We start from the raw sequence: 26,094 nt of genomic DNA on the forward strand, positions 1-26,094 counted from the left end.
GTTTTGCGCGTCCGCTGCATCTCGGGCGGCGGTTCATGGCGCTCGCGCCGCGCCGCACGCGTGGCATCGCTTTGCCGCTCGCGTCGGCAACGACGATGGCCATCGCACTGCTCGCGGGCTGCTCGGTCGCGCCAACGCGCGGACCGTCGACATCGAACGCCGCGACGGCTCTTTCGACACAGACGAGTCGCGCCTATCACGGCCGGTTCTCGGTGAGCTACACCGACCGGTACGGCCGGCCGCAAAACGCCTACGGCAATTTCGACTGGCAGGAACAAGGCGATACCGTCACGCTGCAGCTCTTGAACCCGTTCGGCCAGACACTGGCGATCGTCACGTCGTCGCCGTCCGCCGCGACGCTCGAGCTGCCCAATCGTCAACCGCTCACGGCCGACAATGTCGGCACGCTGATGCATAACGCACTCGGATTCGCATTGCCCGTCGAAGGCCTGCGGTACTGGCTGCAGCCGTCGCCGGCCCCGACCTCGCAAGCGAAAACGATCGTCGACCCTCAAGCCGGAACACGGCTCAAGGAGATCGATCAGGATGGCTGGACGATCCAGTATCTCGCCTACACGGACGCACCCGAGGTCGGCGTCAAGCGCGTCGATTTGACGCGCAGCGATCCGCCGCTCGCGATCAAGCTCGTGCTGGATCGCTGATTGCCGTGCCGGCTGGCGAGAGCGCCGCGAACCAACCGGGCGGCGCACCGCCAGCCGCCACTGCTGCACACAACGAAAGCATGATCGAAACGAAAGACTCGCTGCGGGATTGCCCGGCGCCCGCCAAGCTCAATCTCTTTTTGCATATCACGGGCCGCAGACCGGACGGCTATCACTCGCTGCAGACCGTATTTCAGCTGCTCGACTGGGGCGACAGGCTTCACTTCACGCTGCGCGCCGACGGCGAGGTCCGCAGGAAGACCGAGGTGCCGGGCGTGCCCGAACCGGCGGATCTGGTCGTGCGCGCCGCAACGCTATTGAAGGCGCATACGGGCACGGGCTTCGGGGTCGACATCGAAATCGAGAAACGGGTGCCGATGGGCGGCGGCCTCGGCGGCGGGAGTTCCGACGCGGCAACGACGCTGCTCGCGCTCAATCGGCTCTGGAAGCTCGGACTGCCGCGAGCCACCCTGCAAGCGCTCGGCCTCGAGCTCGGCGCCGACGTGCCGTTTTTCGTGTACGGGAAAAACGCCTTCGCGCAGGGCGTCGGCGAGGCGTTGGCGGCCGTGTCGCTGCCGAGCCGCTGCTTTCTCGTCGTGACACCGAACGTGCACGTGCCGACCGCTGCGATTTTTTCCGACGAGTCGTTGACACGCGACTCGAAAGCCGTCACAATTACGGACTTTCTCGCACAGCAAAGTTGCGATGCAAGATGGCCAGACAGTTTCGGCCGGAATGACATGCAACCCGTTGTCGTGGGAAAATACGCGGAAGTCGCGCAGGTGCTCGAATGGTTTGACGATACGTTCGGAGATACGGCACCCGCGCGGATGACTGGTTCGGGTGCGAGCGTGTTCGCCGCCTTTTCCAGCATCGCCGAAGCGGAACAAGCGCAAGCCAAGCTGCTTGCGCGTGGTCGAGCGGATTGGAGGAGCGCTCTCGCGCCGAGTCTCGATACGCATCCGCTCTTCGCCTTCGCGGCGTGAAAGTTTCGCATCGTCGGACTGCCTACAGGTCCGGCGAAGCGCTGAGTCAGTGTAGGGGAGTCGCCAAGTTGGTCAAGGCACCGGATTTTGATTCCGGCATGCGAGGGTTCGAGTCCTTCCTCCCCTGCCAAACATTCTCGTAGTTCCCGCCTCGAGCAGCAGGTGCATGATGAGCAGCCATGACGGCCTGATGGTGTTTACTGGCAACGCGAATCCAGCGCTTGCACAAGAAGTCGTCAAAATCCTCGGCATTCCCCTCGGCAAAGCGATGGTGAGCCGTTTCTCCGACGGCGAGATTCAGGTCGAGATTCAGGAAAACGTGCGCGGCAAGGACGTCTTCGTCCTGCAATCGACTTGCGCGCCGACGAACGACAACCTGATGGAGCTCATGATCATGGTCGATGCGCTGAAGCGCGCGTCGGCAGGGCGGATCACGGCGGCCATCCCCTACTTCGGCTACGCGCGTCAGGATCGCCGTCCGCGTTCGGCGCGCGTCGCGATATCGGCGAAGGTCGTGGCGAACATGCTGGAGATCGCCGGCGTCGAGCGGATCATCACGATGGATCTGCACGCCGATCAGATCCAGGGCTTCTTCGATATCCCCGTGGATAACATCTACGCGACGCCCGTTTTGCTCGGCGATCTGCGCAAGCAGAACTACGAGGATCTGCTCGTCGTGTCGCCCGATGTCGGCGGCGTCGTGCGGGCGCGCGCGCTCGCCAAGCAGCTCAATTGCGATCTCGCCATCATCGACAAGCGCCGTCCGAAAGCGAACGTCGCCGAAGTGATGAACATCATCGGTGAAGTCGAGGGGCGCACCTGCGTGATCATGGACGATATGGTCGACACGGCAGGTACGCTCTGCAAGGCCGCGCAAGTGCTGAAGGAGCGCGCGGCGAAGCAGGTCGTCGCTTATGCCACGCACCCGGTGTTGTCGGGCGGCGCGGCCGAGCGTCTCGCGAACTCGGCGCTCGATGAGCTCGTCGTGACCGACACGATTCCGCTCAGCGACGAAGCGCGCGGATCGACGAAGATCCGGACGCTCTCGTGCGCGGGGCTACTTGCCGAGACGTTCTCGCGGATCCGTCGCGGCGATTCGGTGATGTCGCTGTTCGCCGAGAGCTGAGCAAACGGCAACAATGATAGTGTTTGCGGAAATGGCGCGGCATGAAGCCGCGCGTTTTCCGTGTAATGGGCGCGGTGAGCCTTTGGTTGGTTGGGCAAGCGCGCCGTTTTCGCAGGGCGGTCATTTGGCGCCGTGTGCGATCGTTCGCATGCGAGCCGAAGCGCCCTTATTCACTGCCTGGTCGCGGGCAGTTCATGGAGATTGAACATGAAAGTCGTCGCTTTCGAGCGCAACCTGCAAGGTACGGGTGCGAGCCGCCGCCTGCGCAACTCCGGCAAGACGCCGGGGATCGTGTATGGCGCAGCAGAGCAACCGCAACTGATCGAACTCGATCACAACGCCCTCTGGCACGCGTTGAAGAAAGAAGCCTTCCACTCGTCGATCCTCGACCTCGAAGTGGCCGGCAAATCGCAGCAGGTCCTCCTGCGTGACGTGCAGTACCACCCGTTCCGCCAACTCGTGCTGCACGTGGACTTCCAGCGCGTCGATCCGAAGAAGAAGCTGCACACGAAAGTGCCCGTGCACTTCATGAATCAGGAAACGAACCCGGCCGTCAAGCTCGGCGGCGCCGTGATCTCGCACGTCGTGACCGAGATCGAAGTCGAGTGCCTGCCTGGTGATCTGCCCGAATTCATCGAGCTCGATCTCTCGAAGATCGAAGCCGGCCAATCGCTGCACGCCAAGGACATCACGCTGCCGAAGGGCGTTTCGCTCGCGGCTCGCGTCGAGGCGGAAAATCCCGTCGTCGCGGCTGCCGCCGTGCCGGCCGCTGCGGTTTCGAGCGAAGCTGCCGAAGGCGAAGCCGGCGAGACGCCTGCCGCCTAAGGATTTCGTCGATCGATATCCTCTCGATCCGTTTCGCTGAAACGGACGACGTGACCCGCCGCGGCTCGCCCCGGCGGGTTTTTTTTCGAGGGTAGCAAGAACGTCATGATCAAACTGATCGTCGGGCTCGGCAATCCGGGCGCCGAATACACGGCCACACGCCATAACGCGGGCTTTTGGTTCGTGGATCAACTCGCGCGCGAGGCCGGCGTCGCCTTGCGCGACGAGCGGCGCTTTCACGGCCTATACGCGAAGGCACGGCTTTTCGGCGATGAAGTCCATCTGCTCGAGCCGCAGACGTTCATGAACCGATCGGGGCAATCGGTCGTCGCGCTCGCGCATTTCTTCAAGATCCTGCCCGATCAGATTCTCGTCGCACATGACGAATTGGATCTACTGCCCGGCGCCATCAAGCTAAAGCTCGGTGGCGGAAGCGGCGGCCATAATGGACTCAAGGATATTTCGGCGCATCTTTCGTCGCAGCAGTACTGGCGGTTGCGCATCGGCATCGGACATCCCCGGGATCTGATTCCCGAAGCCGCTCGCGCGGGTGCGAAGCCGGACGTCGCGAACTTCGTGCTGAAGCCGCCGCGCAAGGAAGAGCAACAAGTGATCGATGCGGCTATCGAGCGGGCGCTCGCCGTCATGCCGCACTTCGTCAAAGGGGAAACCGAGCGCGCGGTGATGCAGCTGCATCGCGGCGCGTAGTGACAAGCGGCTCGCGGTTGTGGGTCGCGGTTGCGAGACGCGATGGCGCGCTCGGAATGGGGCTGCCACCCAATCACAACATCAGCGATCGCCGCTGATGCTCCAGCCTTCAGCCAGGCATCACCGGCTAGGCGTCCTCTCCCTTTTTAGCCTGCTGCAGCGAGCCATACTTCGCGAGTAGCTGCTCCCGCGTTTCGACATGCTCGGGGTTGATCGGGATGCAGTCGACCGGGCACACCTGCCGGCATTGCGGTTCATCGAAGTGACCGACGCATTCGGTGCACTTCGAAGGGTCGATCACGTAAATATCCTGCCCCATCGAGATTGCGTCGTTCGGGCATTCGGGCTCACAGACGTCGCAGTTGATGCACTCGTCGGTAATCATCAGGGCCATGCTTTTCACCGGAAAAACTTCAACGGGAAGAGCTGCTGACAAGGCCGCCGAGGGGCGTCCGCGTAGCCGGGCCGCCTGGGTGGCTGAACGCCATCGCTCTTCCGAACGCACTATTTTACCCCTAACACGGGAGGCACCTTCGAACCTGCCGTCATTCCATCGTCGGGTCCGAACGGCCGTTCCCAATCAAGGACGAATTTCAATTTTTTGGAAAGAATCGGCAATTTATAGAAGGAGCTGCGGCGTCGCTCGCCTATCCTGCTTTGAACTTGGTGCCTTTTCAAAGGAGGTGGGACGGCAATGAGCGAAATCGACAAAATCGCACAAGAAGATGAAGCCGCATTTATCGCGCAATATGCGGCACTAATCGAGAAACACGGCAATCTGGCTGATCTACTCGGTATCGCCGACCACGAGATGGAAGACTGCTATCAAGAAGCGCTAAAGAGCTACTACGACGGCGATTATCTTTTCGCGTCTCGCTATTTTTCCGCTTTGACATTTGTAAACCCGCTGGATGGCGAGCTACATTTGGCGACGGGCAACGCAATGCAGCAACTGGGAGAGCATAGCGCGGCGTTGCAGTACTTTTCGGCTGCGGCGAGGCAATTGCCAGCCGACCCCGGCGCATGGTTCCGCGTGAGCGAATGTCAGGTGGCGTTATCGCAGTATGACGAGGCGCGCGACACCTTGCGTCATTGTTTGAGCCTTTGCGCGACAAGTAATGCGCGCCCCGGCCTATACCCGCACGCCAAGGCACTGATGGAGCAACTGCTCTGATTTCGGCGGGCAGCCCGCCCGCTCCGTTCCCGCCTTACCAAGGCCCGAGGGCGGCTCGGCGCCGCACCCAATTGCAACCGACTTTAGGACATGGAAATGACCATCCGATCGCTGTCATTGACCCAGCTTCAGTTCGACACCACCGCTCCCATCACGCGAGAGCCCCCTTCAACCCCGCGGCCGACGGCGAATGCCGATACCGTTGCGCCACCAGACAAGATCACCCTTTATCTCAGTAAAGACACCGCTCACAAGAATCCGCTGACGCTGCAAAAAACCGAGGTTGGCGTTGCGACGTTCAAGGATAAGCACGGTAAGGAATATAAGTACGGCACAATAAAAGATAGCCCGAACGTATTTACAGATTGGAAAAGTAGAAACGTTTATGTGCTGGATTCTCCGGAGCACCGCAGGGCGCTTATCGACCTCCAAGAGAAGGCGGACAGACAGGGCGAGCACCTCGCCAACGTGCCTTCACCCAAATATGTCAAATACGCGACGGCAGCGGGCGCGATCTTAGGCGCGGAAGTAGGGTCGGCCTTTGCTCCTGTCGTGGGCGTCGTGCCGGGTGCCGTCATTGGCGCGGCGGTCCTCGGCGGGTCCGCGGCAGCTGTTGCCAACCTGGTTCGTCACAAAGACCAATTCCCGCTCAGGAAGAAGATTGCCGTACTGCAAGACACCGGAGTCGAGCGCCGAGCAGAGACGTTGAGGGCCGCTGTCTCCCATAGCAGCCGAATGCCGGTGGCGCTCGCTGAGTGCTTGCTTAGCACAGCCGGCGATATACGTGAGATCGCAGAGAATGAACTGACGCGCAGGATGGAAGTATCCACAGTTCGGGCCGGCAATGATAACCGGTCAGCGCCCATCGGCGAAAAAGCCGTATCGTCTTAGCGAAGGGCGTGCGGAAGGGACGACACGAGAGCCTTATGGCTGCTGCGGACTTGCCGGCACCCAAAGTCTCACGGGACGCATCGCCTCACGGCTGCGTCCCCGCCCCCTGCCCCATCGCGGCGACCTTGTCCGTAAGCCATTTCTCGACCGACGGAAACACGAACTTGCTCACATCGCCGCCGAGCTGAGCGATTTCGCGCACGATCGTGCCCGAGATGAATTGATACTGGTCCGACGGGGTCATGAACATCGTCTCGACATCGGGCAACAAATAGCGGTTCATGCCCGCCATCTGAAACTCGTACTCGAAGTCGGACACCGCACGAAGCCCTCGGACGATCACACGCGCGTTATGCGCCCGCACGAAATCCTTCAGCAGCCCCTGGAAGCTCATCACCTGCACGTTCGAGTAGTGGCCGAGCACTTCCTGGGCGATGTCGAGGCGCTCCTGCAACGTGAAGAACGGCTTCTTGGCGCGACTGTCGGCCACGCCGACCACGAGGGTGTCGAATATGCTCGCCGCACGGCGCACGAGGTCCTCGTGACCGCGTGTGAGCGGGTCGAATGTACCCGGGTACACGGCGACTACCATCGGCATCTCCTCTGATCGTTTATTCCCCGGCGGTCCGAAACCGCGAGCCGTCACGCGTCTCGCCGGCCGTCCCGCGCCTCTCGGCACCGGGCGGCGCTTTCGGAACGCGCATTATTCACCATTTTCGCGCTGCAGCAAATGGTAGTGGACCGCGCCCGCCCTATCGTGGCGGACGATGGTCCAGCCGGCCAAAAGCGGAGCGTCGTCATCGAGGGGCTCACCGGACTCGACGTACAAAAACCCGTCGACGCTGACGAGCGGCATCGCCAACTCGAGCGCGCGCTCGAGCATTCCGCTTTCGAACGGCGGGTCGAGAAAAACGACGTCGAACGAGCCCGGCGCAAGGCCTGCCGCGAGCCGCAGGCCGTCAGCCTCGACAACCTCGATCATGCGAGCGGAAAGCCGCGCTTGATTGTCGCGCAGTTGCCTTGCGGCGCGCGCATTGCGCTCCACCATGACGACGCGTGCCGCGCCGCGCGAAGCAGCCTCGAAGCCGAGCGCCCCGCTGCCCGCGAAGAGATCGAGGCAGCGCTGACCGTCGAGCCGTTGCCCGAGCCAGTTGAAGAGCGTCTCGCGCACGCGGTCGGGCGTCGGCCGCAGGCCCTCGAGGTCGAGCACCGGCAGCGGCGTGCGCTTCCAGTCGCCGCCGATGATGCGCACGGTATGCTGCTTGCCGCTGCGGTCCGGCGTTGCCGCCTTGCCCCGCGTTGCCGAGGAACGCCTTGCCTCGGAAGAAGACGGAGAAGGCGAAGAGGAGAAGGTAGACGAAGACCGGCGCATGCGAAAAGTCGAAAAATCTTCAAGGGAAGCCGGTGCTTCACGCTCCAGCCATTCGATAAGGCGTCGAAGCGCAAAACCGACGGCCAACGTTACCACAAGCGCACTGGCCCGCGCCTGTCGGCGGAGCCCCGCCTAAAGAGTCGCCCCTGATAAAATACCCCCCTTCCCGCGCATCGTGGAACGCTTGCCGCCGCTCGATGCCGCGGCATCCGGCCCTTGCGCGCCGGCGTGCAGCCGCGCGAGGCGCATGAAGGCCCCCGCGGCGCGACATCCATCACCCATACCCATGTTCAGTTTTTTCAAACGCTTCAAGGGCTCGAAAACGCCCGAAAACGGCCAGGAGAGCAACGAGCGACCGGCTGAGCCCGCCGCCCCGGCGCCATCGTCGCCGGCTGCGGCGACGCCCGCGTCGAGCGCTCCGGCCCCATCCGCGCCCCGTTCGGCTCAGGTCCCGTCCGCGACACCATCGACGCCGACACCGTCGCCGCCGGCACCTCCGGGCAACGGTGCGGGCAAGCCGGGCGGCTCATCGGCAGGCCCGGCCACGGACACGGCCACCGAAACGATCGAAATCGTGCCCCCGCCGCCCATCGAGCCGGCCGCCAGGCAGTCCTGGCTTGCCAAGCTCAGGTCGGGGCTCGCGAAAACGAGCGCCGGCCTCACGGGCATCTTCGTCGGCACGAAGATCGACGACGTGCTTTACGAAGAACTGGAAACGGCGCTGCTGATGTCCGATGCGGGCGTCGAAGCGACCAATTACCTGCTCGACGCATTGCACGAAAAGGTCCGAGCGGAACGATTGACCGATCCGCTGCAAGTGAAGGCGGCCCTGCGTACGCTGCTCGTCGATCTCCTCAAGCCGCTCGAAAAGTCTCTGGTGCTCGGCCACACCGCGCCTCTCGTCATGATGATCGCGGGCGTGAACGGCGCCGGCAAGACCACGACGATCGGCAAGCTCGCCAAGCATCTGCAGCGTTTCGAGCAGTCGGTGCTGCTCGCGGCCGGCGACACGTTCCGCGCCGCGGCGCGCGAGCAGCTCGCGATCTGGGGTCAGCGCAACAACGTGACTGTCGTCTCGCAGGAAAGCGGGGACCCGGCCGCCGTCATCTTCGACGCCGTGAGCGCCGCGCGTGCGCGTGGAATCGACGTCGTGATGGCCGATACGGCCGGCCGCCTGCCCACGCAGCTGCATCTGATGGAAGAGTTGCGCAAAGTGAAGCGCGTGATCGGCAAGGCGTACGAGGGCGCGCCGCACGAGGTGCTGCTCGTCATCGATGCGAACACGGGCCAGAACGCGCTCGCGCAGGTGAAGGCGTTCGACGATGCGCTCTCGTTGACGGGGCTCATCGTCACGAAGCTGGACGGCACGGCGAAGGGCGGCATCCTCGCGGCCATCGCGCGTCAGCGGCCCGTGCCCGTCTATTTCATCGGCGTCGGCGAGAAAGTCGAAGACCTGCAGCCGTTCAGCGCCGAAGAGTTCACGGACGCGCTGCTCGGTTGATCGAGTCTCGTCGATTCGGCCGTCATTCGGCGTCGGGTTGCGCGCCCGGCGCCGCGCGCGCAAACGCATCGAGCCCGCACGCATAGTCGTAGATGCGCTGGATCGTCGGATAGCGCGCGGTATCGACCTTGAAGCGCTGGGCGTTGAAGACCTGCGGCACGAGGCAGAGATCGGCAACCGTCGGCTCGTCGCCGAACACGAGCTTGCCCACGCGGCGCTCGGTCGACAATCGCACTTCCAGCGTTTCGAATCCCGCCTCGATCCAATGCCGGTACCAGCCGTTCTTCGCCTCGTCCGAAAGACCGAGCTCGTGGACGAGATATCGCAGCACGCGCAGGTTGTCGAGCGGATGAATCTCGCAGGCGACCTGCTGCGCCACGGCTCTCACGTAGGCGCGATCGACAGGATCGCGCGGCAATAGCGGCGGCTCGGGGCGCGTTTCCTCGAGATACTCGACGATTGCGAGCGACTGCTGCAGCGTGACATCGCCGTCGACGAGCGTCGGCACAAGCCCGTCGGGATTGAGCTTGCGGTATTGCGCCGTCAACTGCTCACCGCCCGAGCGCAGCAGATGCACGGGCATGTACTCGTAAGGCAGGCCCTTCAGGTTCAGCGCGATGCGCACGCGGTACGACGCCGAACTGCGGAAATAGCTGTATAGCTTCATGCGGCCCCTCCCTCGTCTCTCGTCGTCCCGTCTCGTCTCACGCGGGAGTTCAGACCACCCGCACGCTTAATTCGCCGAGTCCGTCGACGCCGCCCTTCATCAGATCGCCCTTCACCACCGCCCCCACGCCCTCGGGTGTGCCCGTGAAGATGAGATCGCCGGGCTGCAATTCGAAGAGCTTCGAGAGATGCGCAAGGGTTTCGGGAATCGACCAGATCAGCTGCGAAACATCCGAGCGTTGCTTCTCCACACCGTTGACGCTGAGCCAGATCGCGCCGCGGTCGATATGGCCGACCGCGGCAACGGGATGGATCGGCCCGAGCGGCGCCGAGTGGTCGAACCCTTTGGCGGGCTCCCAGGGCCGGCCGAGCTTCTTCGCTTCGGCCTGTAAATCGCGGCGTGTCATGTCGAGCCCTAGCGCATAGCCGTAGACATGATCGAGCGCGTGCTCGACAGCGATGTCTCGCCCGCCCTTACCGATCGCGACGACGAGCTCCATCTCGAAATGGACGTTGCTCGACAGCGTGGGATACGGAAATTCGCCCGTCGCTCCCGGCGCCACGTAGAGCACCGCGTCGGCCGGCTTCGAGAAGAAGAACGGCGGCTCCCGGTCCGGGTCGTGCCCCATCTCTCGGGCATGCGCTTCGTAGTTGCGCCCCACGCAATAAATGCGGCGCACCGGAAAATGCCGGCGCGCGCCGGCGGATCCTGCGGTCTCGACGATCGGCACCGCAACCGCGGGCGCGGGGGCAAACGCGTAATCCATTCGATTCTCCATGTTGTTGGAACGCATCAGCGACGAGCGCCGCTGCGTTCGGCGAAGAATTCGAGTTTAGCGCGGCCGCTTGAGAAGTGCCTCGAACCGGCAACGGCGCTTGCTACCGTCCATTACAGCCCCCGGTCCGCTTGCCGGATGCCTTCGCATGCGATACTGAGCATCGTTACACGCGTCCCCAAGGAAAGGCTCACCCGCCTCTGCTTCATGACAGAATCCGCTGCTTCCGTCCCTGCCGCGTCGTTTTCGTGCGCCCGCTTCATCAAGGAGATCGGGCGCGGTCCGAACGGCGCGCGAGCGCTGTCGCCCGAAGATACGCAGGCCCTATACAGCGCCATGCTCGACGGTCGCGTCTCGGACCTGGAGCTCGGCGCCGTGCTGCTCGCCTATCGGCTGAAGGGCGAGACGGCGCCCGAGCTGGCCGCCATGCTCACGGCTGCCCAGGCTTCGTTCGAGCCCATTCGTGTTGCCGCCGATGCCTACCGGCCCGTCTCGATTCCAAGCTACAACGGAGCGCGCAAGCAGCCCAATCTCGTGCCGCTGCTCGCGCTGCTGCTCGCCCGCGAAGGCGTGCCGACGCTCGTGCACGGGGTGACGTCCGATCCGGGCCGCGTGACGAGCGCCGAGATCTTCGTCGCACTGGGGATTGAGCCGTGCAAATCCAATACATCGATCGGAGCGGCCCTCGCCGAGCGGCGTCTCGCGTTCGCCCCGATCGACGTGCTCGCTCCAAAGCTCGCGCGGCTGCTGGCGCTGCGTCGAATCATGGGCGTTCGCAACTCCACGCACACGCTCGTCAAGATTTTGCAGCCGTTCGCGCCGGCCGGCCTGCGGCTCGTCAACTACACACATCCGGACTATCGCGAGAGCCTCGCCGAGCTTTTTCTTTCTCACCCCGACGCCGCGGCGGGCGACGTTCTTCTCGCGCGCGGCACCGAAGGTGAAGCCGTCGCCGATACGCGCCGGCAGGTCCGCATCGAGTGGCTTCATGACGGCGCCGCCGAGATACTCGTCGAAGCCGAGCGCTCGTCTCCGGAAACAGAACCCGTCGAGTTGCCCGAGTCGCGCGACGCGGCGGCCACCGCGACCTGGATCAGGTCAGTGCTCGCCGGCGATACGCCCGTTCCGCCCACACTCGCGCGCCAGGTCGAATCGATCGTCCGGCTCGTAAGCGTTGCGTGAATCGATCGGGGCCGGCTGCATGACCGTCTTCGTGCACACGGCCCCCCGACGCGCACGCGTGCTGTTGACATGGCCGCGATCGCTGTCATAAAGTGCATGCCATGCGTTCCTTTCCGCACACCCTCCGAATTACTTCCGGCCGCCTAGCGCGGTCCCTATCGCTACGACTAGCGTAAGCAAGCCGTAGCGCCGCGAGCCATTTGCGCGGTCCTCCAGCAGTTCGCAGCACTCCGTTTCACCCCAAACCGCAGTTCCTTTTACAACCCGTAGTCGTCAGCATTCGGCCGAATACCGTTCGGACGATTCGCGAAAGCCTCGGCCACCGTTGGACGTCGCAACGATCGGCACGAACGACGAGCTGGCAGCTTATGCGTAGCTTTCGCAGACGACCGAACGAACGAGGTTCACCATGCTCCGCAACCCTGCCGAGAAGTACCGACCATTCGAGCCCGTGCGTCTTGCCACCCGCAAATGGCCAAGCCGGACGATCGAGCGCGCGCCGATCTGGATGAGCACCGATCTTAGAGACGGCAATCAATCGCTGATCGAACCGATGACCATCGCGCAAAAACTGGAGTTCTTCGAGACGCTCGTCGCGATCGGCTTCAAGGAGATCGAAGTCGGCTTCCCCTCCGCCTCCCAGACCGATTTCGATTTCGTGCGCAAGCTCATCGTCGAAGGCAGGATTCCCGAAGACGTGACCATCGAGGTGCTCGTGCAGTCGCGTGCCGATCTCATCGCACGAACGTTCGAAGCGCTCGAAGGGGTCCCGCGCGCCATCGTGCATCTTTACAACGCGATCTGCCCGTCGTTCAGGCGGATCGTATTCAATGCGTCGAAGGCCGACGTGAAGGCGCTGGCGATCGAAGGAACGCGGCTCATCAAGGAAGAGGCCGAGCGCAGGCCCGGCACGCATTGGACCTATCAGTACTCGCCCGAGACGTTCAGCATGACCGAGCTCGCGTTCTCGCGCGAAGTGTGCGACGCGGTCGCGCAAGTCTGGCGCCCGACGCGCGATCACAAGATGATCGTGAATCTGCCGGCGACCGTCGAAGCCGCCACGCCGAACGTGTTCGCCGATCAGATCGAATGGATGGACCGCAATCTCGCCTATCGAGACAGCATCGTGCTGTCGGTGCATCCGCACAACGATCGCGGCACGGCCGTCGCCGCAGCCGAGTTGGCGCTGCTCGCGGGCGCGGACCGTATTGAAGGCTGCCTCTTCGGCAACGGCGAGCGCACCGGCAACGTCGATCTCGTCACGCTCGCGCTCAACCTCTATACGCAAGGTATCGATCCGAAGCTCGACTTCTCCGATATCGATGCGGTACGGCGCGTGGTGGAGCGCTGCAACGCGATTCCCGTACACCCGCGCCATCCTTACGCGGGCGATCTCGTCTTCACGGCGTTCTCGGGCTCGCACCAGGACGCGATTCGCAAGGGTTTCGCGCGGCAGGCGGGCGACGCCGTCTGGGAAGTGCCCTATTTGCCGATCGATCCCAAAGACGTAGGCCGCAGCTACGACGCGGTAATTCGCGTAAACAGCCAGTCCGGCAAGGGCGGCGCGACCTATCTCATCGAGCGCGGACTCGGTTTCGCGCCGCCGCGCAGACTGCAGATCGAGTTCAGTCACGCGGTGCAAAAGATCGCCGACGAATCGGGAGCCGAGGTGACAGTTGAAGCCGTTTGCGAGCGTTTCAAGCAGGAATACGTTGGTGTAGAGGGGCCTTGTTCGCGCATGGACTCGACGGTGCGTTGGCACCGGCGCGAGGCGGCACGGATCGCGCAAGGCGAGAACGACGTTCAAGCCACCGTCGAAGCGCTTGCGCGGGCGCTTGGGAGCGCGGCGCCGCGCGCGGTCGAGCTTTGCTCGTTCGAGGCGACGCCGAGGGCCGGCGGCGGCTGGGCCGCGTTTGTCGGCTGCAGGGTCGCGGGCGAGCCATTGCGCCACGGCGTGGGCATCCACGCCGATGCGGCAACGGCCGCGGCCGACGCGCTCATGAGCGCCATGAATCGATTCGATTGGGATAGCGACGAGCGACAGGCAGCGGCATAAGGCTGACGCGCGACGAGCTCATGCAAGCGAGCCGGCAGGAAGATGAAGACGAAGACCGGGGGGACGATAGCGTAGGCGAGCCCGCCGGTCTCACTCGAGCGCGCAGCGTGTCGCGTGCCATGCGACAAGACGCCACTGGCCGCCTTCCTGAGTCTGGATGGCCGTATAGGCGATCGGATAGAGCAGCGCCCCGCTGTTTGCCTCCATCTCGAAGAGCGCGCGCCCCGTGACGACACAGGTCTCGCTGCCGACTGGCAGGACCTCCTGCGATTGAACTTCTATCTGCCGATAGCGGCGATGGCCGGCTGAGATCGCATCGATGAACTGCTGCTTCGTCTCGCGTTTGCCGTTGGTATGGACGAAGCTCGCGTTATCCGAGAGCAACTCGTTCAGCAACGGAACGTCGCCGTCGACCATCGCGCGAAAGCGGTCGCGCTCCAGCACGCGAATCGCCTCGATTACCTTTGCCGCCATCGCTCAGCCTCCATGCGCATGGACGCCCGCGGGGAGCATCCTTGCCGGGGCTCCGGGAGGAAGCCCCTTTGGAGGCGCCGCATGGGTATCCGCGTCAGAAGTTGTACTGCAAATATAGCTGGCTGAAATTTATACCAGGATTCGGCTCTTTGATACCGGCATTCGAGATATGTTGAAAGCGCAGCCCGGCCGCGTACTGCTGATGGCTGCCGAACTGCGCGCCCACGCCGACGATCTCGGTGAACTGAAAGGCCGTCCCGAGGCGATAGTCGTCGTTGACGGTCGGATGCGTGAGCCCACGCACGCCCGCACCCGCTTCGATGTATGGTCTGATCGCGCCCGAGTCCTTGATGAAGCGCACGAGCGGATTGACGCCCAGTTCATAGACCTCGTTGCGCGAAGTGCCTTCGCCCGAGTGCCAGTAGGCGACGTGAGCCTCGCCGATCAGCGCGAAATGCCAACCGCCGATGTACCACCAGTTGATGCCCGGGTCCCAGACGAACCCGAGATCCACCTTGTCGACCTTGTGCTCGCCCAGTCCTCCGGCCACCTGCACGCCGAACGAGTCGGCTCGGGCTGCCGCCGAGCAAAGGAAGAGGACCGCTGCCGCGCCGGCCAGCAGTGCATGGGGGCGCGAGTACCGGTTCTTGTTGTCGAGCATGTGTCAGTCTCCGAAAGACTCCGTTGAAGGTCGCGGCGCCCCGGAAAAAGGATACGGGGACGAATCGACGTGCCGCGAAATATTACGGTACTTGAGATTTCGTAATCATTCAGCGCCACGCAAAACAGCTTCTCGCAAAACGACGGTTGCCACCGGCGCCGCGCCTGCATTGCGCCCTTTTTTGCGCGATGCAGCGCCCCGAGGAGAAGAGTATCATCACTATTACTATCGAAATCGACGATTCGATAGCCGCAAGGGAACTTAGGCCGAATGAGCTACTCCAATACTTAGCAGTCCGCTCCCGGGAGTGCTAATATCCCCCGAAGAGTCGCATTCGTGACTAGCAGCAGTCCGCAGTCTGATTTCAAGGAGTTTGCTACGTGAGCAATGCACTGACCCTTCCGAGCCCGCTTGCCCAGGCGTCCGCCAAGGCCGCTTCGGCAGGTGCTCTGACGCTCGCGCCTTCTTCGATGCTGCCCGGCCAGCTCGGCAACATCGACGCCTACATTCAGGCGGTCAACCGGATTCCGATGCTGACGGCAGCGGAAGAGCGCCAGTACGCCAACGAGTACCGCGAGCACAACAACCTCGAGGCGGCGCGCCGCCTCGTGCTCTCGCACTTGCGTCTCGTGGTATCGATCGCGCGCAACTACCTCGGCTATGGGCTTCCGCATGCGGACCTGATCCAGGAAGGAAACATCGGCCTCATGAAGGCCGTGAAGCGCTTCGACCCGGAGCAAAACGTACGCCTGGTGTCGTACGCAATCCATTGGATCAAGGCCGAAATCCACGAATACATCCTGCGCAACTGGCGCATGGTGAAAGTGGCCACGACCAAGGCGCAGCGCAAGCTCTTCTTCAATCTGCGCAGCCACAAGCAGGATCTGCACGCGTTCACGCCCGAGGAGATCGACGGCCTCGCCCAAGAGTTGAACGTGAAGCGCGAGGAGGTCGCGGAGATGGAAACGCGCCTCTCGGGCGGCGACGTCGCGCTCGAAAGCCAGGTCGAGGATGGCGAAGAAACGTATGCGCCGATCGCCTACCTGACGGATCCGCACAGCGAGCCGACAGCCGTGTTGGCTGCGCGCCAGCGCGATAAATTGCAGACGGACGGCATTGCGCAGGCGCTCGATTCGCTCGACGCGCGCAGCCGCCGCATCATCGAAGCGCGCTGGCTCAACGTCGAGGACGACGGGTCCGGCGGCTCGACGCTGCACGACCTCGCCGACGAGTTCGGCGTCTCGGCCGAGCGCATTCGCCAGATCGAGGCGAGCGCGATGAAGAAGATGCGCAATGCGCTGACCGCCTACAAGTAATCGAGCCATCGCGCGGATGCCGATCGCAATCGATCGGCATCGCGTTGCGGATTGAATCCCGCCGCCTTTCGAAGCGGCGGGATTTTTTTTAGGCGGGCTGCGGCGACGGTCCGCCCGGTGCAGCAAGGCGCGTCGACATCACCGAAGCGTAGCGTTGGGCCGCCGCCCCGCAAACGATATGGAACGTGTCGCCCGAGACCCACGCGACGTCGAGCAAGCCTAGCCGCTGCCGGTCGACGGCGGATGCGTCGCGCACGACGACGCGCAGCCGCGTCTGAGCGATCGCGTCGAGCGAAACGACGTTCGTCGCACCGCCGAACACGGCCAGCCAGCGCATCGGATCGGGATCGAGCGGACCCGCTGCGCCCGCCGCGGAGGCCGTAGCGGCTGCCGCCGCCGGCGCTTGCGCCGCCGCGACCGCACCGGCGGACGAATCGCTGCCGAGCGCGGCCCGGATTTCGTCGGCGATGAGATCGGCTTCCGGTCCGATCACGACCTGCACGTTGTGCGCGTCGCGCTTGAGCACACCGCGCACGCCGATCTGCTTCAACTGAGACTCCGAAATCTTTTCGGTGTCGACGACCGAAAGGCGCAGACGCGTGGTGCAGGCATCGACGAGCGTCAGGTTCGACGAACCGCCCAGCGCCGCGATATATCGGGCCGCACGCGGTGAGCTCGCACCGGCCGTCGGTGCGACGAAGCCGCCCGACGCATACGACTCGACTTGCGCGTCCACCGTAGCCGGCTCGCGGCCCGGCGTCGCCATGTTGAACTTGCGGATGAAGAAGCGGAAGAGCCCGTAGTAGACGAAACCGTACGCCAGGCCGATCGGGATCGCGAGCCAGCCTTTCGTCGAGAGTCCGTAGTTGAGCACGTAGTCGATCGCGCCGGCCGAAAAAGTGAAACCAAGATGAACGCCGAGCGCCTGGCAGATCGCAAGCGAGACGCCCGTCAACACCGCGTGGATCACATACAGCACGGGCGCGAGGAACATGAAGCTGAATTCGACGGGCTCGGTGACGCCGGTCAGGAACGACGTGAGCGCCATCGAAAACAGCAGCCCGCCGACCATCGCGCGGCGCTCCTTCGGTGCTTCGTGAAACATCGCGAGACACGCGGCCGGCAGCCCGAACATCATGATCGGGAAGAAGCCCGTCATGAAGCCGCCCGCGGTCGGATCGCCGGCAAAGAAGCGATGCAGATCGCCGGTGACGGGCGCGCCGCCGCCGGCAGGCGTAAAGGTGCCGAACACGAACCATGCCAGCGAGTTGATGATGTGGTGCAGCCCCGTCACGAGCAGGAGCCGGTTCAACGTACCGTAGACGAACACGCCGATCGCGCCGGCCGTCGTGAGCCAGTGGCCCGTCGCATCGATGGCCGCCTGGACCGGTTGCCAGACGTAGCCGAATACGACGCCGAGCACGACGCAGGCAAGCCCCGTGACGATCGGCACGAACCGCTTGCCGCCGAAGAAGGCCAGGTAATCGGGCAGCTTGATGTCCTTGTAGCGGTTATAGAGCATCCCCGCGACGATGCCGGCGATGATCCCCGACAACACGCCCATGTTGAGCTTGTCGTTGATGTCCTTCATCACCGCGATTTCGATGAGGTAGCCGATGCCGCCCGCCAGCGCGGCCACGCCGTTGTTGTCCTTCGCGAAACCGACCGCCACGCCGATGGCGAAGAGGAGCGGCAGGTTGTCGAAGATTGTGCCGCCCGCGTCGGCAATGAGCTTGATGTTGAGCACGTCGGCCTGGCCGAGCCGAAGCAGGATGCCCGCGACCGGCAGCACCGCGATCGGCAGCATCAGCGCCCGCCCTAGGCGCTGTATTTTCAAGAATGGATTCCCGTCCATGTGATCCTCCTGGTGGTTTGTCGTCGTCGTGCTTGTGTCAATGTCGAGGGAAGCGACCTCCGGTCTCGCAGCGAGTCGGCAGCGGAGCGGCGTGTGCGAGCCGCTCCGGCGACGTCACTCGAGCGGCCAGATTTCGCGGCTTGCTGCTCTTACCGCCTGCGCCGATTCAAGCGCCAACAGATCCCCGGCGCGCTGGCGGCACAGTTGATAATCGAGGCGGCGCACACGCGCCTTGATGCCCGGCACGGCCACCGGGTCCACGGAAAGCTCGGTCACGCCGAGGCCGACGAGCAACGGCACGGCGAGCGGATCGCCCGCCAGCGCGCCGCAGACGCCCACCCACTTGCCGTATTTCGCCGCGCCGCGTGTCGTCGCTTCGACGAGCCGCAGCACGGCCGGATGGAGGCCGTCGGCCTGCGCCGCGAGGTCGGGCTGGCAGCGGTCCATCGCTAGCGTGTATTGGGTGAGATCGTTTGTGCCGATCGAGAGAAAATCGGCATGGCGCGCGAGCTGATCGGCCAGCAGCGCCGCCGATGGCACTTCGATCATCACGCCCACCTCGATCGGGTCGCTGCGGCCCATCGCGCGCGCCAGATCGTCGACGTGCTCGCGCAGCTTTATCAGTTCGTTGGCGTCGGTCACCATCGGCAAGAGAATGCGCACCGAACCGGGCGGCTGCACGCCGATAAGGCCACGCAACTGATCGTCGAGCAGATCGGGGCGCACTTGCGCAAGCCGCACGCCGCGCAGGCCAAGCGCCGGGTTCGCTTCGGGCGGCAGCGTCAGATAGGGCACTTCTTTGTCGGCGCCGACGTCGAGCGTGCGAATGATTGCCGTGCGGCCTTCGAGCGCGTCGACGATCGACTGGTAGCTCGCGCGATGCTCGTCCGTGCTGGGCGCCGTCGCACGATGAATGAAAAGCAGCTCGGTGCGCAGCAGACCGACCGCATCGGCGCCGTTTTCGACGGCCGTGCGCGCGTCGTCGAGCGTCGCGATGTTCGCGGCGACTTCGATCGCGCGGCCATCCGTCGTCACGGCCGCCTCCTGCGACAAGCGGCGGTTCGCCTCGCGCACGCCCGCGAGGCGCTGGCGCTCGACGCGTGCACGCTCGACGTCGAGCGCCGTCGGCGCGTACTCGAGACGGCCCGCGCTCGCGTCGACGACGACTTGCGTACCCTCGGGGATCGCATGCAGCGCATCGCCGACGGCAACGAGCGCCGGAATGCCGAGCTGACGCGCGATGATCGCCGCATGCGACGTCGCGCCGCCGCCGGCCATCACGAGCGCCGCCACCCGGGTTCGGTCGAGCGACGACAAGTCCGAAGGCGTGAATTCTGCCGCGGCCAGCACAGCGTCGGCCGGCAGCGTGCGAGCCGTCTGCCGCACGTAGCCGAGCTCACGCAGCACACGCTTTTCGATATCGCGCAAATCGGCGGCGCGCTCCGCGAGCAGCATGTCTCCGACGTTGTCGAGAACCGCTATCTGCGCGCGGATCGCTTCGCGCCATGCGAACCCCGCGCTCTTGCCGAGGCTGATGAGATCGCGCGCCGTATCGATGAGCGTCGGATCTTCGAGCAGCACGCGATGCACCGCGAAAATGCCCGCCTCGCCGACGGCTCCACGCTGCGACGCGTCGCGCACCGTCGAATCGAGCTCGGCATCGACGGCCGCGAGCGCACGATCGAGCTTGCGGCTTTCGGCGGCCGACGGCCCGCTCGCGGCCTCGGGCAGGTCGAGCTCCGCATCGTCCCAGCGCACGAGCGGGCCGACGGCAATACCGGGCGCGGCGCATACGCCCGCGAGCGTGTTCGGATCGAGCGGCGTGGCGGACGCGCGCGGCGCCTGCCGTGGCGCGGGCGACGCGAAGCGCGCGGGCGTTTCCTCGAGCTCGCCATGCACTTCACGCAGCAGCTCGCGTGCGACAGCTTCGACCGCCTTCGATGCATCGGGCCCGACGCCATGGATTTCGACAGTGGCGCCCTCTCCGGCACCGAGGCCCATCAGCGCAACCACGCTCTCGACGTTCGCGACGCGTGCCTCGTGCCTCACTTCGACGCGAGCCTCGAGGCCGCGCACCGCTTCGCGCGCACGCGCCGCTGGCCGTGCGTGCAGACCGCCCGCCACCGAGAGCGTAATGACGCGCGACGCGTGAGAGCTGGCGCTCGCGGTCTGCCCGCCGGCGTCAGAGGCAGAGGCAGAGGCAGAGGCAGAGGCAGCGGCAGCGGCCGTTGCGCCCTTGCGCCGCAAGACGAGCAGCTTGTCGCCGCTCTTCACCATCGAATGCCCCGCACCGCCCGCGCGCTCGACGATCTCGAATGCATCCGAGTTCGCGATGGCCACGACGGACACGAGGCTCGGCGCCTTCGTCGCAACCGAATCCTGATCGAACTCGATCAGCAGATCTCCCGCTTTCACGTGTGCGCCTTGCTGCACCTTTGCCGTAAAGCCCTGCCCGTTCAGCTCAACCGTGTCGATGCCGATATGAAGCAAAATCTCGGCGCCTTGGGGTGTTTGCAGCGTGAGCGCATGACCCGTGCGCGCGAGATGCGTGACGACACCGTCGCATGGTGCGACGAGCCGCCCGTCGAGCGGATCGATGCCGATGCCGTCGCCGAACATGCCGCCCGCGAACACGGGGTCGGGCACGTCGGCAAGCGGCACGACGGGACCGGTCAGTGGTGCGAGCAAGACGATTCGTTCCTCTGTCTGGCTCATCAATCGGGACTCCTCAGCTCGTTCCATCAGGATTTCTCGCTCAGTGTGTTTCGGTGATCTTGTTCAGGTAGCGCGGCTGATCGGGATCGCGCCCGCGCGCGGACGCCAGCTCGGCGGCCATGACGTAGAACGACTGGATCGCGGCGATCGGATCGAGTGCCGCGTGCTTCGTCGGCTCGAGCCGCAGCTCGGCGCCGCTCACGTCGTGAGGTGCCGCAAGCAGAACCCGCGCGCCGCGCGCTCGCATATCGGCCGCGAGGCGCACGAGCCCTGCCTGTTCCGGTCCGCGCGGCGCAAAGACGATGAGCGGGTAGTCTCGATCGATGAGCTCCATCGGCCCGTGCCGGACCTCCGCGCTCGAAAACGCTTCGGCCTGGATGCCGGACGTCTCCTTCAATTTCAGCGCCGCTTCCTGCGCGATCGCGAGCCCAAGGCCTCGACCGATGACGAACATCCGCTCGACGCCGACGAGCGCCTCGACGGCCGGCGCCCAACCGAGCCGCGTCGCCGCGCCCAGCGCCTCCGGCAGCGCACGCAACGCGTCGAGCAGCGGCTCGTCGTGCTGCCAGAACGCGACGAGCTGCGCCGAGAGCGAGAGCATCGCGATGTAGCTCTTCGTGGCCGCGACCGAGCGCTCGGGGCCCGCCTGCAACGGCAGCTCCCATTCGCAGGCACCTCCGAGCGGAGAATCAGGCGCATTGACGGCCGCGACAGTCAACGCGCCGGCCTCGCGCAGGTTCATCATGGTGCCGATGAGATCGGGACTCCTGCCCGACTGGGAAAACGCGATCGCCAGCTCGCCGGCCACCCGCAAGGGCGCGGCCTGCAGCGTCGCGATCGACATCGGCAGCGAGGCGACGGGCACGCCGATGCGGCTCATCGCAAGGCTCGCGAAGAAGCTTGCCGCATGGTCTGAACTGCCGCGCGCGACGGTCAGCGCCACATGGCAAGGCCTCGCGGCGAGCGCGGCCGCGAGCGCCTCGACGCGCGAGGTGTCAGCGCATTGCGCCGCGACGGCGGCACCCGCGGCGAGCGCCTCGTCAAGCATATTCGACAATCTCTTCTCCTTCGACGTAGGTCGCCGCGAGCGTGAGGTCCCGCTCGAACACGACGATGTCGGCCCAGGCGCCGCGCGCGAGCCTGCCTCTGTCCTCGATCCCGAGATAATCGGCCGCGTAGCGCGACATGCGGTTCGACACGTCCGCAAGCGGCAGACCCAGCGAAACCAGATTGCGCAGCGCTTCGTCCATCGTCAGCGTGCTGCCGGCCAGCGTGCCGTCGGCAAGACGCACTCCGCCGAGACACTTCGTGACTTGCTGGCTGCCGAGGCGATACTCGCCATCGGGCATGCCCGTCGCGGAAGTGCTGTCGGTGACGACGTAAAGGCGCGGAATCGCGCGCAGCGCGGCACGGATCGCACCCGGGTGTACGTGCAGCAGGTCCGGGATGATCTCGGCGAACTCGGCATGCGCGAAGGCGGCGCCGACCAGGCCAGGATTGCGGTGATGCATCGGCGACATCGCATTGAACAAATGCGTGAAACCGCAAGCGCCATGTTTGAGCGCGGCGACCGCATCGTCGTACGTGGCGAGCGAATGCCCGAGCTGCACACGGACGCCGCGCGCGGCCATCTCCGAAATGATGTCCATGTGGCCGGCAATTTCCGGCGCGAGCGTCACGACGCGAATCGGCGCGATCGACAGATACTTGAGCACCTCGTCGAGCGCGGCCGAGACGGCCGCGTCGGGCTGCGCGCCGAGCTTGCCGGGATTGATGTAGGGTCCTTCGAGATGCACGCCGAGCACGCGCGACGCGCCAGTCGGACGGCGGCGCGCGGCATCGCCGAGACCGGCAACGACGGCCATCAGCTCGTCGCGCGGCGCGGTCATCGTCGTCGCGAGCAGGCTCGTCGTGCCGTGGCTCGCATGCGTGCGCGCAATCGTCTCGATCGCCGCCCCGCCCTCCATGACGTCGGCTCCGCCGCCGCCGTGAACGTGCAGATCGATGAAGCCAGGAAGGATGTAGGGGCTCTCGTTGGCCGAGGGATCCGCGGATGTGCCGTCGATCGAAGCGATGCGTCCGTTTTCGAAATCGAGCGTGCCGTGGATCCAACCATCGGGCGTCAGGATGTTTCCGTTGAGCATGGGGTGTTCTGTCTAAGTGATACGAGGCGCTGCGGTCTTGCATCAGGCACAGGGCGAGTGACGAGCAGGCGGCCTGCAAGCGGACGGCGATGTGTCTGCGTCGTCGTAGACCCGGGCTGCGAATTGGAGCCCATTATATAACCAGCTTAGTACCAGTCAATCCGTGATCAAAAATCGGCCGATGGAGCGGAAAGCCCTGTCAAATAAGGCTTCAGCCAATTTTTGAGCGGATCGATCGGCATCCAAGTGGCATCAGTGGTTACCCCTATCTCGAAAATGATGAGGGCCCGGATTCGTCGGCAGAAATGCACGTTTCGCCATGCGATCGAGCGCACGGTCATGCAAGCCTATCGGCTGCAGCGGGAGATAAATATGACGCGCGCAGCAACAAAAAAAGCGCCGCGGCAAAATCGCCACGGCGCTTTTTTGGTTCGGACGGAGCGAGAGCGCTTGTCCGATCGGGATGTCAGAACGACGGGACGACGGCGCCCTTGAATTGCGTGTCGATGAACTGCCGCACGTCTTCCGACTGATAGGCGGCGACGAGCTTCTTGACCCAGGGCTTGTCCTTGTCCTGCGCGCGCACGGCGATCAGATTCGCATAAGGGCTATGCACGTCTTCGCGCGCGATCGCGTCCTTCGACGGTTGAAGCCCCGCTGCCAGCGCGTAGTTGGTATTGATCGCGGCGGCCTCGACGTCGCCCAGCGAGCGCGGCAGTTGCGCGGCGTCGAGCTCGACGAGCTTGACCTTCTTCGGATTCGATTCGATATCGAGCGGCGTCGCGTTGTTGCCGTTCGTACCGGCGCCGGCCTTCAGTTTGATCACGCCTTGTGCCTGCAGCAGGAGCAGCGCTCGGTTCTCGTTCGATGGATCGTTGGGCAGCGCGACCTTCGCGCCCTGCGGTAGCTCGTTCAGCGACTTGAGCTTCTTCGAATAGACGCCGAGCGGCGAAATATAAGTGAGCCCGACACTGACGATCTTATAGCCGCGCTGCTTGATCTGACTGTCGAGATACGGCTTGTGCTGGAAGCTGTTGGCGTCGAGATCGCCGGCGTCGAGCGCCGCGTTCGGCTGAACATAGTCGTTGAATTCGACGACCTTCACATCGAGGCCTTCGCGCTTCGCAACCTTCGTGACGACGCTCCAGATTTGCGCATCGGGACCGGATATGACGCCCACTTTGATGGCTTTGTCGTCGGCGTGCGCGCCGGTGCTCATGACAAGTGCGGTCGTCGTGGCGGCTGCGACGAGGACTTTGGAAACAGCTTGGGGAAGCGTTTTGAACAGCATGAATACTCGCTTTCTCATTGGAGATGACTTTGGAAAGACGGCCATCGTCTCACAAGCGCGATCCGGGGGGAAATACAGTGATCGCATATCGATATGAGCATCGATCCCGGCCGCGATGAAGGGCGCGGCACAGCGGCTCATGTTTCGAGCAGCGCGCGATGAGCGATGCCCGACGCGTCAGCTCAGCAGCAACTTCAGATCGTGCACCCACGACTGCGCGCCCTGTCCATCGCGCGCGAAGAGCCGCAGCTTGCCCGACGGATCGAACACATAGCTCGCCGCCGTGTGGTCCATCGTGTAGCTATCGGGCGACTTGCCGGGCACCTTCGCGTAGTAGACGCGAAAATCCTTCGCGACTTTGGCGAGCTCGGCGCCGTCCGGACGCAGGCCGATGAACGTCGGATTGAATGCCGACACATACTGCGAGAGCACGTTCGGGGTATCGCGAGCAGGATCGATCGTGACGAAGAGCACCTGCACGCGTGCCGCGTTGGTCCCGAGCTGCTGCAGCGCCTGCGACAGCTCGGCCATCGTCGTCGGGCACACATCGGGGCAATGCGTGTAGCCGAAGAAGAGCACGACTGCCTTGCCCTTGAAATCGGCGAGCGTGCGCATCTTGCCGCTCGTATCGGGCAATGCGAAGTTGGAGCCGAACTGCGTGTTGCCGGTGATGTCGAGATTCTGGAAAGCGGGAGCGTCGTTGCCGCAGCCCGCCAGCATCAGCGCGCCGCCGACGACGCAGGCGGCGAGCAGCGCGCGCATGCGCCGCGTGACCGAGGAGATGCGCACGCCTTTCATCACGCGCCGATCAGCCCGCGCGCATAGTGATCGACGAGCAGCGCGCCGAAGAGCAGCGAGAGATAGACGATCGAGTAACGGAAGGTCTTGCGCGCGAGCGCGTCCGAGTATTCGCGATGGATTTTCCAGGCGTAAGCGAGAAAAACCGCGCCGAGCAGAACGGCCGATACGAGATAGACGATGCCGCTCATCCGCGAAATGAACGGCATTAGCGACACCGCGAAAAGGATGATCGTGTACAGCAGAATATGGAGCCGCGTGTACTGCTCGCCGTGCGTGTTCGGCAGCATGGGCAGGCCGGCATTCTCGTAATCCTGACGCCGATAAAGCGCGAGCGCCCAAAAATGCGGCGGCGTCCAGACGAAGATGATGAGCACGAGAATCCAGGCATCGCCGGGCACATGCCCCGTCACGGCGGCCCAGCCAAGTGCCGGCGGCATTGCGCCCGAGGCGCCGCCGATGACGATGTTCTGCGGCGTGGCCGGCTTCAGCAGCAGCGTATAGACGACGGCATAGCCGACGAACGTCGCAAGCGTGAGCCACATCGTCAGCGCATTCGTGAACATGTAGAGCGTCCACATGCCGAGCCCGCCGAGCACGGCCGAGAACGCCAGAATTTGCGCCGTGGTGATTTCCCCGCGCGCGGACGGTCGCCATGCCGTGCGACGCATCATCGCGTCGACCTTTTGCTCGACGAGGCAGTTGATCGCGAACGCCGCGCCGGCGAGCAGCCAAATGCCGACCGTTCCACCGACGAGGACCGTCCACGGCACCATGCCCGGCGTCGACAGGAACATGCCGATCACGGAGCAAAAGACGGCAAGCTGCGTGACGCGCGGCTTCGTCAGCGCGAAGTACTGCGAGAACCGGGAGCCGAAGCTGTGGGGAAGTGTCGTGCTGTTGTTCATGTCAGTC

The 26,094-nt window shown here is 64.3% G+C and carries 25 protein-coding genes and 1 tRNA gene; 12 read left to right on the top strand and 14 right to left on the bottom strand.

The features are described 5' to 3' along the window. The first annotated feature begins 35 nt into the window (after positions 1-35). The 6 genes from lolB to pth all read left to right on the top strand — a co-directional run bounded on the left by lolB (position 36) and on the right by pth (position 4,307). The gene (gene lolB / locus C9I57_RS06285; RefSeq protein ID WP_107150155.1) at positions 36-662 is read left to right on the top strand and encodes a lipoprotein insertase outer membrane protein LolB; all 627 of its coding nucleotides are present in this window, start codon (positions 36-38) and stop codon (positions 660-662) included. Between the two features lie 80 nt (positions 663-742). Continuing rightward, the gene (gene ispE, locus C9I57_RS06290) at positions 743-1,648 is read left to right on the top strand and encodes a 4-(cytidine 5'-diphospho)-2-C-methyl-D-erythritol kinase (protein WP_107149799.1); all 906 of its coding nucleotides are present in this window, start codon (positions 743-745) and stop codon (positions 1,646-1,648) included. Between the two features lie 53 nt (positions 1,649-1,701). Next, positions 1,702-1,778, top strand: a tRNA-Gln gene (locus tag C9I57_RS06295). A 39-nt stretch (positions 1,779-1,817) separates the two neighbouring features. Further along, on the top strand, positions 1,818-2,774 hold the full coding sequence (locus C9I57_RS06300; protein WP_107150156.1) for a ribose-phosphate pyrophosphokinase: 957 nt from the start codon (positions 1,818-1,820) through the stop codon (positions 2,772-2,774). A gap of 207 nt (positions 2,775-2,981) precedes the next feature. Beyond that, positions 2,982-3,599 (top strand): 50S ribosomal protein L25/general stress protein Ctc, encoded by a 618-nt coding sequence (locus C9I57_RS06305; RefSeq protein ID WP_107149800.1) that lies wholly within the window; start codon positions 2,982-2,984, stop codon positions 3,597-3,599. A 105-nt stretch (positions 3,600-3,704) separates the two neighbouring features. Next, positions 3,705-4,307 carry an aminoacyl-tRNA hydrolase gene (gene pth, locus C9I57_RS06310; protein WP_107149801.1) on the top strand — a complete coding sequence of 201 codons (603 nt, stop codon included), beginning with the start codon at positions 3,705-3,707 and terminating at the stop codon, positions 4,305-4,307. A 127-nt stretch (positions 4,308-4,434) separates the two neighbouring features. On the opposite strand, the gene C9I57_RS06315 is transcribed toward pth, so the two are convergent. After that, positions 4,435-4,701, bottom strand: a complete 267-nt coding sequence (locus tag C9I57_RS06315) for a YfhL family 4Fe-4S dicluster ferredoxin (RefSeq protein WP_018443644.1) — start codon at positions 4,699-4,701, stop codon at positions 4,435-4,437. A gap of 300 nt (positions 4,702-5,001) precedes the next feature. Between C9I57_RS06315 and C9I57_RS06320 the strand changes: the two genes are divergently transcribed. Both C9I57_RS06320 and C9I57_RS06325 read left to right on the top strand, forming a co-directional pair. Next, a complete protein-coding gene (locus C9I57_RS06320) occupies positions 5,002-5,481 on the top strand; it encodes a tetratricopeptide repeat protein (protein WP_107149802.1) in 480 nt (159 codons plus the stop codon). 90 nt (positions 5,482-5,571) lie between these two features. After that, entirely contained in the window at positions 5,572-6,372 is an 801-nt protein-coding gene (locus C9I57_RS06325; protein WP_146166179.1) for a hypothetical protein, read from the top strand. A gap of 85 nt (positions 6,373-6,457) precedes the next feature. Here C9I57_RS06325 and coaD read toward each other — a convergent pair whose 3' ends face one another. Both coaD and rsmD read right to left on the bottom strand, forming a co-directional pair. Further along, positions 6,458-6,964: a pantetheine-phosphate adenylyltransferase gene (gene coaD, locus C9I57_RS06330; protein WP_107150157.1), complete on the bottom strand. Its 507-nt coding sequence runs from the start codon at positions 6,962-6,964 to the stop codon at positions 6,458-6,460. A 111-nt stretch (positions 6,965-7,075) separates the two neighbouring features. Next, complete coding sequence (gene rsmD / locus C9I57_RS06335) at positions 7,076-7,744, bottom strand: 16S rRNA (guanine(966)-N(2))-methyltransferase RsmD (protein WP_181321744.1); 669 nt, start codon at positions 7,742-7,744, stop codon at positions 7,076-7,078. 286 nt (positions 7,745-8,030) lie between these two features. Here rsmD and ftsY point away from each other — a divergent pair, with 286 nt between their 5' ends. After that, positions 8,031-9,245: a signal recognition particle-docking protein FtsY gene (gene ftsY / locus C9I57_RS06340; protein ID WP_107149805.1), complete on the top strand. Its 1,215-nt coding sequence runs from the start codon at positions 8,031-8,033 to the stop codon at positions 9,243-9,245. 22 nt (positions 9,246-9,267) lie between these two features. Here ftsY and maiA read toward each other — a convergent pair whose 3' ends face one another. Further along, on the bottom strand, positions 9,268-9,912 hold the full coding sequence (gene maiA, locus C9I57_RS06345) for a maleylacetoacetate isomerase (RefSeq protein ID WP_107149806.1): 645 nt from the start codon (positions 9,910-9,912) through the stop codon (positions 9,268-9,270). Positions 9,913-9,961: 49 nt separating this feature from the next. Next, positions 9,962-10,678 carry a fumarylacetoacetate hydrolase family protein gene (locus tag C9I57_RS06350; protein WP_107149807.1) on the bottom strand — a complete coding sequence of 239 codons (717 nt, stop codon included), beginning with the start codon at positions 10,676-10,678 and terminating at the stop codon, positions 9,962-9,964. A gap of 216 nt (positions 10,679-10,894) precedes the next feature. Here C9I57_RS06350 and ybiB point away from each other — a divergent pair, with 216 nt between their 5' ends. After that, the gene (gene ybiB / locus C9I57_RS06355; protein WP_107149808.1) at positions 10,895-11,869 is read left to right on the top strand and encodes a DNA-binding protein YbiB; all 975 of its coding nucleotides are present in this window, start codon (positions 10,895-10,897) and stop codon (positions 11,867-11,869) included. 409 nt (positions 11,870-12,278) lie between these two features. Next, positions 12,279-13,925 (top strand): 2-isopropylmalate synthase, encoded by a 1,647-nt coding sequence (leuA, locus tag C9I57_RS06360; RefSeq protein ID WP_107149809.1) that lies wholly within the window; start codon positions 12,279-12,281, stop codon positions 13,923-13,925. A 90-nt stretch (positions 13,926-14,015) separates the two neighbouring features. Here leuA and C9I57_RS06365 read toward each other — a convergent pair whose 3' ends face one another. Together C9I57_RS06365 and C9I57_RS06370 are read right to left on the bottom strand one after the other, a co-directional pair. Next, on the bottom strand, positions 14,016-14,399 hold the full coding sequence (locus C9I57_RS06365; protein ID WP_018443634.1) for a nuclear transport factor 2 family protein: 384 nt from the start codon (positions 14,397-14,399) through the stop codon (positions 14,016-14,018). A 94-nt stretch (positions 14,400-14,493) separates the two neighbouring features. Continuing rightward, a complete protein-coding gene (locus C9I57_RS06370; RefSeq protein WP_107149810.1) occupies positions 14,494-15,060 on the bottom strand; it encodes an acyloxyacyl hydrolase in 567 nt (188 codons plus the stop codon). 380 nt (positions 15,061-15,440) lie between these two features. Between C9I57_RS06370 and rpoH the strand changes: the two genes are divergently transcribed. Further along, positions 15,441-16,376, top strand: coding sequence for an RNA polymerase sigma factor RpoH (gene rpoH / locus C9I57_RS06375; protein WP_107149811.1), 936 nt, complete (start codon positions 15,441-15,443; stop codon positions 16,374-16,376). A gap of 88 nt (positions 16,377-16,464) precedes the next feature. Here the strand turns inward: rpoH and nagE are convergent, their stop codons facing one another. The 7 genes from nagE to cyoE form a co-directional block, all read right to left on the bottom strand. Then, positions 16,465-18,231: an N-acetylglucosamine-specific PTS transporter subunit IIBC gene (gene nagE, locus C9I57_RS06380; protein ID WP_107149812.1), complete on the bottom strand. Its 1,767-nt coding sequence runs from the start codon at positions 18,229-18,231 to the stop codon at positions 16,465-16,467. A 114-nt stretch (positions 18,232-18,345) separates the two neighbouring features. Further along, positions 18,346-20,946, bottom strand: coding sequence for a phosphoenolpyruvate--protein phosphotransferase (gene ptsP / locus C9I57_RS06385; RefSeq protein ID WP_181321745.1), 2,601 nt, complete (start codon positions 20,944-20,946; stop codon positions 18,346-18,348). 40 nt (positions 20,947-20,986) lie between these two features. Then, the gene (locus C9I57_RS06390; protein WP_107149814.1) at positions 20,987-21,994 is read right to left on the bottom strand and encodes an SIS domain-containing protein; all 1,008 of its coding nucleotides are present in this window, start codon (positions 21,992-21,994) and stop codon (positions 20,987-20,989) included. Further along, complete coding sequence (gene nagA, locus C9I57_RS06395; RefSeq protein ID WP_107149815.1) at positions 21,987-23,090, bottom strand: N-acetylglucosamine-6-phosphate deacetylase; 1,104 nt, start codon at positions 23,088-23,090, stop codon at positions 21,987-21,989. The genes C9I57_RS06390 and nagA overlap by 8 nt, the downstream gene beginning before the upstream one ends. A 466-nt stretch (positions 23,091-23,556) precedes the next feature. Continuing rightward, positions 23,557-24,309, bottom strand: coding sequence for a MetQ/NlpA family ABC transporter substrate-binding protein (locus tag C9I57_RS06400; RefSeq protein WP_181321773.1), 753 nt, complete (start codon positions 24,307-24,309; stop codon positions 23,557-23,559). Positions 24,310-24,558: 249 nt separating this feature from the next. Continuing rightward, positions 24,559-25,179 (bottom strand): SCO family protein, encoded by a 621-nt coding sequence (locus C9I57_RS06405; RefSeq protein ID WP_181321774.1) that lies wholly within the window; start codon positions 25,177-25,179, stop codon positions 24,559-24,561. Next, positions 25,179-26,087 carry a heme o synthase gene (cyoE, locus tag C9I57_RS06410; protein WP_107149817.1) on the bottom strand — a complete coding sequence of 303 codons (909 nt, stop codon included), beginning with the start codon at positions 26,085-26,087 and terminating at the stop codon, positions 25,179-25,181. The genes C9I57_RS06405 and cyoE overlap by 1 nt, the downstream gene beginning before the upstream one ends. Positions 26,088-26,094: the final 7 nt, after the last annotated feature.

The sequence above is a fragment of the Trinickia symbiotica genome (assembly GCF_003028655.1).
Taxonomy (GTDB): Bacteria; Pseudomonadota; Gammaproteobacteria; order Burkholderiales; family Burkholderiaceae; genus Trinickia; species Trinickia symbiotica_A.